Consider the following 12115-nt stretch of genomic DNA (forward strand, 5'->3'; position numbering starts at 1 on the left):
AGACACTATGTTAACATACCACCATCTACCTGAAGTACCTGCCCGGTAATGTACCTGGATAAGTCTGAGGCGAGGAATACGCATGCATCGGCCACTTCTTCGGGCTGTCCTCCGCGTTTCATCGGAATGGATTGCTTCCATTCTTCCACTGCCTTGGACTCTACTGCGCCGGTCATTTCGGTTTCGATAAAGCCGGGTGCTACTGCATTGGACCTGATATTGCGGGAGCCCAGTTCCAGCGCGATTGATTTGGTAAAACCAATGATACCCGCCTTCGAAGCAGCGTAGTTGGACTGGCCTGCATTACCGCTGATCCCTACAACTGAAGTAATATTAATGATAGAGCCGCTCTTGGCGCGGATCATGCTTTTTGTTGCCGCCTTTGTGAGGTTGAAAACAGATTTCAGGTTAATGTTGATAACGGTATCCCATTGCTCCTCGCTCATCCGCATTAACAGTCCGTCGCGGGTTACACCGGCATTGTTAATCAGCACGTCAAGTTTACCGAAGTCGGCCACTACATCGGTTACGAGCTGTTCAGCCTGTTGAAAATTGGCCGCGTCGGAACGGTAACCCTTCGCTCTTACACCAAATGCTTCGAGTTCCTTGGTAAGCGCCTCGCCTTTTTCTACACTTGATAGATAGGTAAAAGCCACATCAGCGCCTTCTTCTGCCAAACGCAAAGCAATTGAACGTCCAATTCCACGGGAGGCACCGGTCACCAGCGCGACCTTGTTTTCTACTATTTTCATAGATGGTTTAAAAATCTGACAAAAAAATAATGGTTGGCAAAAATAGGGTTTTAGATATTATGAAGTAAAAAACAGCCACATTTTACTGAACAGGGGAAGTTGGCTGAAACTTAGAAATATGCCGTTGTGACAAACCTTATCAGGTTTACGGCTGTTACCTTTTTGCATTTATTTATCACAACTCTTAAAACTGATGGCAGAAACTACTAAAACCGCACTGATTACTGGGGGCTCAAAAGGAATTGGCTTCGGGATCGCAGAAGTATTGATTAAAGAAGGTATCCAGGTGGCAATTACCAGCCGCTCAAAGGAAAATGCCGAAAAAGCAGCCGCACAGCTCAACCAGATCCGGGAAGGCGCCGCGATCGGGATTGAATCCGATGTAAGAAGCTTCGAATCGCAGCAAAATGCAGTTAAGGCGGTAATAGATAAATGGGGACAGCTCGATTATTTCATCGCGAATGCAGGCGTCGGCCATTTTGCGCCGATCGCAGAGTTGACGCCGGAACAATGGCAGGAAACCATTGATATCAACCTGACAGGTGTTTTTTATAGTGCAAAAGCTTCTTTAGAAGCACTTACCCAGACAAAAGGATATTTTATCAACATTGCCAGCCTTGCGGGTACCAACTTTTTCGCAAATGGAACTGCTTACAATGCGAGCAAATTTGGCCTCGTCGGCTTCTCGCAGGCGATGATGCTGGACGTGAGAAGCGCAGGTATCCGCGTTACGACCATTATGCCGGGCTCGGTTGCCAGTGAATTCAACAACCACCAGCCTTCTGACAAAGATGCCTGGAAAATTCAGCCGGAAGATATCGGTCAGATCATTTCCGACCTCATCAAACTTCCTGCACGGACTTTGCCGAGCAAAATCGAAGTTAGACCGTCGATGCCGAAGTAAGTCAGGTTTTATACCACTTTGGGAAAAACCAGATTGAAAAGAGCATTCCCGCTCCTGCCAGCATAAGCAACGGGATTTTATAAAGAATCAACAAAGTCAGTCCGACAAAGCCGAAAAGAAATACTTTGAGGTGATCGTCGGGCTGACTTTGCTTTTTATACAAATACAAATGGGAGACTGTCAAAAGCGCAACTCCGAGCAGAAACAATTGCAACAACTCTGCAAAACTTAGTGCCGCATTCCGCATTGCTGCCAATGTTTCGGGCACGATCAGCAACGCATGAAAACCTGCCACCCTCAAAAACCGGCGCACGTCGGGTACCGGCATAGACTTCTCCCAAAGGCAAACCTCATTCTCCCATTGGTACAGTTCCATTGATATGCCGAAGTTCAGCAGGTAAGCAAGCGACAGTCCGATTGCCGGAAGCCGCAGGTCGTACTGATCGGTGGAATAGTACAGCATTGTACCCGTTGCAACAAGTATCGCGCCGGTTTTGCCTGCAAGCAAGGTAATCCCGCGCTCCCGCAACAGCCATTCAAAAATCCAGTACAGCCACGAGGCCGGACGGGGAAACGGAATGCTTAAGATCCGTCCGCCATTCCTTTTTACATACATTACCGGATTACGCAGCCGCCGCTCGGCTACCGCAGCCAGCAAAATAGCGAGAGCAGCATACATAGGAAGAACAAGCCAGATCCTGTCCATTACTTTATCCTGAATAGCAATGGAAGCCAGGTATATGCCGTAGTACAATATGGGTTGCAAAAAGCCCAGAGCGAGTTTAAAGAGTCGCTGCCCGCGAAGTGCAGCGGGCCAGGTCCGGGCATTGTATATAAATGTATAATCAGGCTGCTGCCAGAGCTGATTGACAAATTGCGCGCATACCAGCGTGTATCCAAGCCACAACAGAAAAAGAAAGTGCATTCCATAATTCCCCGTCAAGAAGAATGTGGCAAATGCATAATGCTCCGCCCCGCTCACAAAGCCAAACAGCACTCCGATAAGCACCAGAAATGTACCGGCGCGCCGCCTGAAAAACTCCGATACCGTCGATAGCAGGAGCATTTTCATAGCATCGGAACGAGCGTTTTATTACTGAGTGCAAAGCTTTCGTTTACCTGCAGACCCTCCTGCTGAAAAGGCTGGTGTGATGAAAGCAAAAACGTTACTCCGGCGGCACGATACTCACGTATCAGGTCAAAGAGGTTTTCGCGGGCCTGGCGGTCGATTGTGATCAGCGGCTCATCAAGAATAATGATTTTGGGATTACCCAGAAATGCCACAGCCAGCGACACTTTCTTCACCATTCCGCTGGAACAGCTGCCAAATGTATTGTTGAGATAATTGATGCCAAGCTTTCCGATCAAATGTGCAGCCTGTCCTTCCGGCGCTTTCTTCGCGCCGGCTATAAAGTCAATCAGGTCACGGGGAGTGAGAAATGAGGGATATAGCGGCTCTGCCTCGCCCAGGTTGAGTCGTAACCGGTAATCTACAGGATGTTTTTTGAGATCATATTTCCCGTCGATAACTACTGATCCGGTACATGGAAGCATTCCGGCCAGCGTCCTGAAAACGGTAGACTTCCCTGCGCCGTTTTCTCCGTGAATCCAGTAAATACCTCCGCTTACCTGAAAGTGCTCAATGGAAATGATCTCCACGTCGCCGTATCGCTGATGAAGATCCCGGATTTCGAGCACCATAAGTCAGACAGTTATTTTTTGAAGGTTTTTGATTTCGGGTCAAAGCCAAACTCGTCGACCAGCTGCTGCAATGCGACAGACTCTTCATACTGATACAGATCCTTATTGAAAAGTGCATCGTGACCCGCGTTTTTCATACTGATCCAACTATGGGTAGCGTAAGGATCGTAGTCAAAATGGCGGAAAGAATGCCCGAGGTTGTTCATGTCAGCAAACCATTTCACGCCAACATCAAGGCGGTCATAGCTCCCGAATGCAGATCCTTTACCAACCGGCAACGTATCTTTTCTGGTTTTCTCCAGATCGATCATCGCCACATATTCATTCAGCCTGCATTCCGGAAGCGGCCAGGGTGCGGCGGGATCGACAACCTCGGTGTACGTGGATGTACGCGCCTGCGGGTATTCGGCAGCCAGCTGCATTACCTCCTCGTAACCTGGTTTGTACCGGGTATAGATATCCGGATTACAACGCTTCGCCTCGAATGCAGGACAGCCCCAGCACTGCCCGATACGCCCGATTCCCGAAGTATCGCCTATATGCCGAAGATATTCCTGAATGAGGTCCGCCTTGAAATATACGTCATTATGCATCACCAGCAGGTACTTCGCATTTGATTTCTCCCACGCATACTGATACCGGATTGCACGTCGGAAAAACGGCAGTTTTAAAAGGAAGTTGAATTTCAGATTTTTGGTCCAAAGCCAGAGACTTGGCTTGTAGTAGACCACTTTATCCCCGAGATAGTCCAGAATAAACTGGAAGTTGGAAGGCTCGGGCTGTTTCGCTTCCTCAACAAAGTAAATCTTATTGATCCATTGCCCTGATTCTTTCATCAAAGTCAGCAATGTCATTGCAGTTTGATAAGGTTTACCGTAGGCATTTATCGCTACGTCAACACTGTTTTTAGGAAGGTTCATGATAAGGCGGCATTTAAGCTGACTGACAATCTTAGTGGTGTCATTGTGATTTCAAACTCCGAATTTCAGCTAAATCAAAATACAAACAAAATGTTGCAGGTGCCTGACTATCCAACAGGCATTTATGCAAATGAAATTTCGTATTTTCATTTGTCGGGACAACTTAGCCCAGTATATTTGAAAAAATTTGAATTAATACGAAGGTATTTTTAAAATATTAGAAAGTTATTCACTGACATCTTCTCTCTTCTATGAAATCGAATCGCCGGTCTTTCCTCCAACTTTCTGCTTTCGCACTTCCTTTCACAAGAGTCAACGATTTGTTTGCCAGGAGCAAGCCGGTCAACAAACCCATTGTCATATCTACCTGGGACAGCGGGCAAATTGCCAATGGAGGAGCGTGGCCGGTGCTCGAAAAAGGAGGAAAAGCATTGGATGCAGTGGAACAAGCGGCAATCGCGATGGAAAATGAAGTGAACTGCTGTGTCGGACTGGGCGGAAATCCGGATCGGGACGGAAGGGTAACTTTGGACGCCTGCATCATGGACGATAAGTTCAACTGCGGCTCGGTTGCATTTGTAGAGCGCGTCAAACACCCGGCGTCGCTCGCTAGGAAGCTGATGGAAAACACGCCGCACGTATTTCTGGCGGGTGAAGGTGCGCAGCAGTTTGCAGTAGCAAGCGGCTTTAAGCTGGAATCGGGAGAATTGTCGCCTGATGCTGCGAAAACATATAAAGAATGGTTGAAAAAGGCCGAATACAAGCCCGTTATCAACATTGAACATCAACAATCCAAGCCAAAAGGCCACGGCCCTTTTGCGCCCAGCCACTTTGAAGACGGTTCGGTAAACCACGATACAATGGGCACCCTCGCGATGGATGCCGCCGGCAACCTGTCGGGAATGTGTACCACAAGTGGAATGGGTTTCAAAATGCGCGGCCGTGTGGGCGACTCCCCTATTATCGGCTCGGGACTATATGTGGATAATGAAGTAGGCGCTGCGACGGGCTCAGGCCAGGGCGAAGAAGTGATACGCATTTGCGGTACCCACACCATCGTGGAGCTGATGCGAAACGGCGCTTCACCTAAAGAAGCATGCAAAAAAGCCATCGAACGCATTGTAAAGATCAATCCCGAAAAGGCGAAAACTTTTCAGGTAGGGTTTATAGCAATTAACAAAAACGGGGAAGTCGGCGCGTATTCTCTTCAAAAAGGCTTTAACTACACAGTTACCGAAACAGGCGGAAAAGGAAAGGTATTCAATGCGGACAGCCATTTTGCCTGATAGTCACCTCGTTTATAATTCTGTTACTAATTTTTTCAAAATGAAATTACGATCTGCGGCAATCCTGTTCTCGGGACTGCTTTTAGGGAACCTGTCCCTTGCCCAGCAACATGCCGAGCAGGACCATTCCAAGTATGTAGCACCAGCAGATCCGCTTGTGCAACAAAAGCTCAGCAAGTGGCAGGATGTTAAATTCGGCTTGCTGATGCATTGGGGAACGTATAGTCAATGGGGCATTGTGGAATCGTGGTCGCTTTGCCCGGAAGACGAAGGCTGGTGCGAGCGCAGAGGTCCGCATTCACATGATTGGTACGATTATAAAAAAGCTTACGAAGCAATACCACAAACCTTCAATCCCGTCAAATTCAATCCCGAAAGGTGGGCGCAGGCTGCGAAGAATGCGGGGATGAAATATGTGGTTTTTACTACCAAACACCACGACGGATTTACGATGTTCGACTCCAAGTACACGGACTATAAGATCACGAACACGCCATTCAAATCAAATCCAAAAAGCAACGTAACCAAGGAAGTACTGGCTGCATTCCGCAACAAGGGTTTCATGACAGGTACCTACTTCTCGAAACCAGACTGGAATAACGAGTTTTACTGGTGGAAGTACTTCCCGCCGAAAGACCGCAATGCCTCTTATGATCCCAAAAAGCGGCCTGAGCTCTGGACTAAATTTAAGGATTTCACTTACAACCAGATCGAAGAGTTGATGTCGGATTACGGCTCGGTGGACATTCTCTGGCTGGACGGAGGTTGGGTACGTCCGCTGAACACGATAGACCCGAATATCAGCTGGCAGAAAAGCATTCCGTATGAGCAGGACATTGATATGGCACGCATTGCCAAGATGGCGCGCTCGCACCAGCCTGGTTTGCTGGTTGTGGACAGGACTGTTACCGGCGAGTTTGAAAACTATGTAACACCCGAGCAATCGATTCCTGAACATTATATGTCGATTCCTTGGGAGTCTTGTATGACGATGGGCGACTCGTGGTCTTATATCCCGAAAGAGAACTTCAAATCTACCCGGAAGCTTGTACATACCCTGTTGGATATTGTCGCCAAAGGCGGAAACCTGCTCCTTAACGTAGCGCCGGGGCCTGATGGAGAGTGGCACGAAGAAGCCTACGCGCGACTGGAAGAAATAGGGAAATGGATGAATGTAAACGGAACAGGGATTTACGAGACCAAACCGCTGGCACCATACCGTCAGGGCAAATGGGCTTATACAAAAAAAGGTAACACCACTTACGCATTCTATCTGGCGGAAGCCGGAGAAAAGCTGCCAGCAAGCCTGAAACCGGAAGGATTAACGCTAGCCGCCAATGCAAAAGTGACCTTTGCAGGAAGCAAAAAAGCATTAAAAGTAAAAGACGGAGTAATCCAGCTACCCGCAAAATCAGTAGCTGAATTGGGTGAACAACCGGCTTATTTGCTGGTGATTAACTAGGGTAACCTGTTATACCAAAAGCTTGTTGCCAGGCATTAGATTAATCTTATCTTTGCTTGGAGGCAGCATGGTTGTTAAACGATATTTTAAATGAAGCCAGACTTCAAAGTACTAGATAAAACTGATCTGGAAGTAGTCAGTAAACCACTTCTCAGATCAGACTTAGAGGAAATTTCTACTTTGTTAAAAGTTAAAAGAGCAAATTCCGTTTTGGCAGTTACCCGGTGAAAAATACCAGATCATCCCGAAACGTTAACCTAACAAACACTTTCCGGAAATAACAGTAATTCCCTTTCATATGATCAAACCCATAGCCGCACTTTTCTTTCTTTCGGCACTGAATGCTTTTGCCCAGACTCCCCCAAAACCTTACGGTGCAACACCTGCTCCGAGGCAGGTATTATGGCACCAGACTGAGGTTTACGGCCTTATACACTTCACTCCTACTACCTTTGAAAATAAGGAATGGGGATTTGGAGATGCTGATCCGAAAGCCTTTAATCCCAGTGATTTCAATGCAGAACAGATCGTACTCGCAGCAAAAGCAGGTGGCTTGAAAGGCATTGTGCTGGTGGCAAAACACCACGACGGATTTGCGCTCTGGCCAACCAAAACCACAGAATACAATATCACCAAAAGTCCGTTCCGCGACGGAAAGGGCGATTTGGTTAAAGAAGTAGCCGACGCGACGCGCAAGCATGGCCTGAAATTCGGAGTTTACTGCTCGCCCTGGGACCGCAACAATGCAAAATATGGCACCCCGGAATACCTGGCGATTTACCGCGAGCAGCTACGCGAGCTTTATACGAATTATGGTGAGCTGTTTATGTCGTGGCACGACGGCGCAAATGGAGGCGACGGATACTATGGAGGAGCCAGGGAAAAACGCTCTATCGACAATACCACTTACTACCAATGGGATTCAACCTGGACAAACCTGACCCGCAAATTGCAGCCCAATGCAAACATTTTCAGCGATATAGGCTGGGATGTGCGCTGGGCAGGAAATGAAGATGGAAGTGTAAATGAAACCTCATGGGCTACATTAACACCTAAACCCTCAGAAGGCAAGAATGTAGCAGTTCCAGGACAGGCAAATGCAACCGAAAACCCAGGTGGTACCCGCAATGGAAAGTTCTGGATACCTGCTGAATGCGATGTGCCGCTTCGCAAAGGCTGGTTTTACCACCCCAATGAAAAGCCGAAATCGCCGGAGAAACTGTTTGACCTGTACCTGAAAAGTGTTGGTCGAGGTGCAGCGCTGGACCTTGGGCTTGCTCCCGACACACGCGGCCAGCTGCACGCCGATGATGTTGCTGCGCTGAAAGCATTCGGCGATCATGTTAAAGAAACCTTTGCTACCAACCTGATTGCGAAAGCCAGCTCCAAAGCGGTTAATGTAAGAGGTTATAACTCCATTTACAGCGCCAAAAATCTGCTGGACGGAAAACCTGAAACTTACTGGGCAACAGACGATGATTTTAAAACGCCGGAAGTGATTCTGGACCTGGGACAACCTGCCGTTTTTGACATTATTACCTTGCAGGAATTCATCAAACTCGGTCAGCGCATTGAAGAATTTGCAGTAGACGCGTGGCAGGGAACGGAATGGAAGGAAATCCATAAAGGTACCAGCGTAGGCGCAAAAAGGATCGTTAAGCTGGAAGCTCCGGTTACTGCACAGCGAATCCGCCTGCGGATTACCAAGTCACCTGTGAGTGTGGCGATCAGTGAGTTCGGGTTGTATAAAGATTCCGAATAAGCACAAAAGAACCTCGTAAAAGCAATGTCCCCGATAAGTACAGCACTTATCGGGGACATTGCTTTTATAGCTTATTTCAGATTACTCGGCCGTGAGCCGTGCCAGGCGCGCATACATTTCAATCATCGCGCCCTGGTCGATCAGTGTTTTTTCCTGCTTTCTGCCGATCAGGTTATTTTCATCGCGCTCTTCTTTCCATATCCGCTCTGCATCATCAATGAAAAACGTCAGCATGTTTTTGTCTTTGGTAACCTTATAAAGTTCCTCGTATCCGCGCAGCAGAACCACATTGAACCAATAATTGGCGGGCAGCTTGTTGTTTACATAAAAGAAGTCGCGGGCAGCCTGTGCGATCGTTTTTGCTTCATCCAGGTATTGCTGCTCTTTGGTGATTTCATAAAGCAGTACATTCGATTGCAGCATGGTACCCGTATTGTAAGTGTATTTGGCGGAATCGATTTTCATGGATGGAATTTTGATCGCATCCCAATAAGTACCGTCCGGCGAGCGCAGGTGTTTGTTGGTCCATTTGTAAAGATCCAGCGCAGTATCGAGGTACTCCTTCTTTTTGCTGACTTTATATAATTGCAGCGCCACCAGTATACCCGGTCCATTTGAACAGGTATTCTTGGTATTCTTCTCGTCTTCCTTCCAGTAAATGCCCCCGCCCGATTTCTGGTCATATCCGGTCATCATAAACCTGTAAATCTCCTCTGCCAGTTTGAGGTAAGCGGTATTATTTGTCCGGTTGTATGCATCGAGCGCCGCGATGGCGATCCATTGGTTATCGTCGTAAAACCTCGAATCCTTTTGTTCTTTGGTGACGTAAGCCTGGTAACCCGGCGCAGGCGCGTCGTTGTTACGGTACTTGCCGATTGCATTCAGCACAGGCTTCATGGCTTGTCCCCCCGGCATCAAGGCATCGGCTTCGTTGGCAGCCTGCATCAATGCGCATAACGGCCAGAGAAACGAATGCGGTTTCTCATTTTTTCCATTTGTTTCAATATACAAACCCGACTTCGGTTCGTAGAATACCTTGCTGATATTCTGGCTGATAAGTGTAATCCGCTGCTGGTACTCGGCTTTCGTCTGCGCATCTGCCTGTGAGAAAAGCAGGCAAAGAAGCATAGAAAGTGACCAGGTCCGTCTTTGTAGCATAGTTGGGTATGTTTAGATCCTCACTCGCAAAACAACGCCATTCGTCTGATTTACTGTCAATTTAAATCTACTTTTGGTTACAAAACCTCTCCTCTCCAAAGACAAATCGTTCTGATTTTAGGAAAATAATGCAATTAAATTTTGATTTTTAAAGGAACTACAAAACACTATTTCATGCATTAGGCACAACACCTATATTTGATTCATTAGCAACCTATTCCTACCGTTTTCCTGATTTTGACTACATTTTCCAAACATACTGATGATGCATCTTTATGGAATTGCTTTCGGCAGGGAGATGAAAACGCGTACACGGAACTAGCCCGCCGATACTACCGCATTTTATTCCATTACGGACAAAAGTTCAGCTCCGATCAGGAGCTGATCGAAGATGCATTGCAGGATCTGCTTGTCCATTTGTGGCTCCATCGCAGCACGGTCGGCGATACGGCTTCAGTGAAGTTTTACCTTATCAAATCATTCCGGCATCGCCTTTTCAAAGCATTGAAAGCTGCACCCGCGAAAGTGGAAATATGCGATCAGGTAGCCCAGCTCCATCAGGAGGATTCCGCTGAAACATTGCTGATCAGCGAGGAGACGGCGAGTTCGCGCAGCAGCTGCATCCGTCAGCTGATAAGCCGGCTCCCTTCCCGCCAGCAGGAAGTAATCTACCTGCGTTTTTACCAAAATCTCAAACCTGAGGAAATCGCCAAATTACTCTCCATTCACCCGCAATCGGCCAGCAACATTATACAGCGTGCACTGGGGAAACTGAGGGAATTGTGGCCCGCTTCTGCATTTCTTTCAATCGCTACACTCGCTTTTTCCCGTATTCTGTTCTAAATTTTTAAAAAATCAAAAAAATTTTCGCTGCCAACTGAGTAGTCCGACAACATAAAGGGATAATACCTGTGTGGCTCCAAAAAACCACTTTGCAAAAATGTCGGACAGTAACCTTTCCCTGCTTCAAGACCTACTCGAAAACCAGCGGTTTATATGCTGGGCGAAAGGTGAAAAGCCGGAAGATGATATGTACTGGCAGCAATGGAAATTGAATGGGCCAGATCATGCAAAGGTGCTGGATGAAGCCGCAGAGCTGATCAACAGTATGGAAAACAGCTACCCGCAGCTTTCCGATGCGCATATTGAGCACGCAATAAGCTCTTCCCTGGAAAAGGCAATGCAGATCGAGCGCGAAAAAGCTGCTGCAAACGCAGTTGACTGGAACGGTTTCAGAAGGTACTGGACCATAGCCGCGGCGGTGCTGCTAACAGCGGGTATCGCGTGGGCAGCGTTTATCATGCATTCACGGAATACTCGCAAGACGATATCTTATGATAATGACCTCTACCAGCTGGCAGACCGCGATTCAATCATAGAGAATGAGAACCTCAGTGCCAGTTTGAAATACGTGCAGCTGCCGGACGGTAGCTCGGTGGTGTTGCATAAGAATAGCAAAATCAGTTACCCGGGCGATTTTGGAAAGGAAAAACGGGCCGTGTTCTTGTCAGGAGAAGCCTTTTTTGAAGTTACCAAAAATCCGGAAAAGCCATTTTTCGTCTATGCCAACGAGCTCGTTACGAAGGTTTACGGAACCAGTTTCAGCATCAGCGCCGGGAAGGCGAAAAGTGAAATCGTTGTGGCGGTAAAAACAGGGAAGGTGTCAGTATGGTCACGCAAGGATTACCAGACAAACGGAACTGGCAATAGTGCGGGTTTACTTATTCTGACGCGGAACCAGAAGGCGACTTTTGACAGAAACCTGCGCAAGCTGACCAGGACTGAATCGAAAATCCCCAAGCTCCTGGACATTCCCATTGAAGAGCAGGTTTTTAACTATACCGAAACGCCCGTATCCGAAGTGTTCCGATCGCTTGAAAGTGCGTATGGGATCAAAATCGTGTACAATAAAGAAGCAATGTCCGACTGCAGCATTACTGCGGTACTCGGAGACGAGCCTTTGGAAAACAAGATGAAATGGATTTGCACGATCCTGGAAGCGAGTTACCAGCGGCAGGGAGAGAAAATGATCATTACCGGAAATTCTTGTAAATAATTATTCACCATAAACCACCAGCCTGATCATGAAAAAAGGTGAATGATGTCGCCACATCACTCACCCGAATTAAACCCCCAACCAGATTGCGTTACCCGGATTGCTGCCCCGAAA

General features: G+C 47.5%; 11 protein-coding genes. 6 read left to right on the forward strand and 5 right to left on the reverse strand.

The window, feature by feature from the left end:
- Positions 1-5: 5 nt before the first annotated feature.
- Positions 6-752: a 3-oxoacyl-[acyl-carrier-protein] reductase gene (gene fabG, locus ASG33_RS12495; RefSeq protein ID WP_056285239.1), complete on the reverse strand. Its 747-nt coding sequence runs from the start codon at positions 750-752 to the stop codon at positions 6-8.
- A 193-nt stretch (positions 753-945) separates the two neighbouring features.
- Here fabG and ASG33_RS12500 point away from each other — a divergent pair, with 193 nt between their 5' ends.
- A complete protein-coding gene (locus tag ASG33_RS12500; protein ID WP_056285240.1) occupies positions 946-1656 on the forward strand; it encodes an SDR family oxidoreductase in 711 nt (236 codons plus the stop codon).
- A gap of 1 nt (position 1657) precedes the next feature.
- Here the strand turns inward: ASG33_RS12500 and ASG33_RS12505 are convergent, their stop codons facing one another.
- Genes ASG33_RS12505 through ASG33_RS12515 form a run of 3 tightly spaced genes read right to left on the reverse strand, consistent with a single transcriptional unit; the run spans position 1658 to position 4277 of the window.
- Entirely contained in the window at positions 1658-2728 is a 1071-nt protein-coding gene (locus tag ASG33_RS12505) for a hypothetical protein (protein ID WP_056285243.1), read from the reverse strand.
- Positions 2725-3357 carry an ABC transporter ATP-binding protein gene (locus tag ASG33_RS12510; protein WP_056285246.1) on the reverse strand — a complete coding sequence of 211 codons (633 nt, stop codon included), beginning with the start codon at positions 3355-3357 and terminating at the stop codon, positions 2725-2727. Before ASG33_RS12510 ends, ASG33_RS12505 begins: the two co-directional genes overlap by 4 nt.
- 11 nt (positions 3358-3368) lie before the next feature.
- Positions 3369-4277 (reverse strand): hypothetical protein, encoded by a 909-nt coding sequence (locus ASG33_RS12515; protein WP_056285250.1) that lies wholly within the window; start codon positions 4275-4277, stop codon positions 3369-3371.
- 251 nt (positions 4278-4528) lie between these two features.
- Between ASG33_RS12515 and ASG33_RS12520 the strand changes: the two genes are divergently transcribed.
- From ASG33_RS12520 to ASG33_RS12530, 3 genes are all read left to right on the forward strand, one after another.
- Complete coding sequence (locus ASG33_RS12520) at positions 4529-5563, forward strand: isoaspartyl peptidase/L-asparaginase family protein (protein WP_056285253.1); 1035 nt, start codon at positions 4529-4531, stop codon at positions 5561-5563.
- 40 nt (positions 5564-5603) lie between these two features.
- Positions 5604-7025, forward strand: coding sequence for an alpha-L-fucosidase (locus ASG33_RS12525; RefSeq protein WP_056285256.1), 1422 nt, complete (start codon positions 5604-5606; stop codon positions 7023-7025).
- A 298-nt stretch (positions 7026-7323) separates the two neighbouring features.
- Positions 7324-8787 carry an alpha-L-fucosidase gene (locus ASG33_RS12530; protein ID WP_056285259.1) on the forward strand — a complete coding sequence of 488 codons (1464 nt, stop codon included), beginning with the start codon at positions 7324-7326 and terminating at the stop codon, positions 8785-8787.
- Positions 8788-8868: 81 nt separating this feature from the next.
- Here ASG33_RS12530 and ASG33_RS12535 read toward each other — a convergent pair whose 3' ends face one another.
- Complete coding sequence (locus tag ASG33_RS12535) at positions 8869-9945, reverse strand: glycoside hydrolase family 76 protein (RefSeq protein WP_056285262.1); 1077 nt, start codon at positions 9943-9945, stop codon at positions 8869-8871.
- Positions 9946-10182: 237 nt separating this feature from the next.
- Here ASG33_RS12535 and ASG33_RS12540 point away from each other — a divergent pair, with 237 nt between their 5' ends.
- Together ASG33_RS12540 and ASG33_RS12545 are read left to right on the forward strand one after the other, a co-directional pair.
- Positions 10183-10788, forward strand: coding sequence for an RNA polymerase sigma factor (locus ASG33_RS12540; protein WP_056285265.1), 606 nt, complete (start codon positions 10183-10185; stop codon positions 10786-10788).
- 97 nt (positions 10789-10885) lie between these two features.
- Positions 10886-12001 (forward strand): FecR family protein, encoded by a 1116-nt coding sequence (locus ASG33_RS12545; protein ID WP_056285266.1) that lies wholly within the window; start codon positions 10886-10888, stop codon positions 11999-12001.
- Positions 12002-12115 lie beyond the last annotated feature (114 nt).

It is taken from the genome of Dyadobacter sp. Leaf189, from assembly GCF_001424405.1.
In the GTDB taxonomy this organism is placed as follows: domain Bacteria; phylum Bacteroidota; class Bacteroidia; order Cytophagales; family Spirosomataceae; genus Dyadobacter.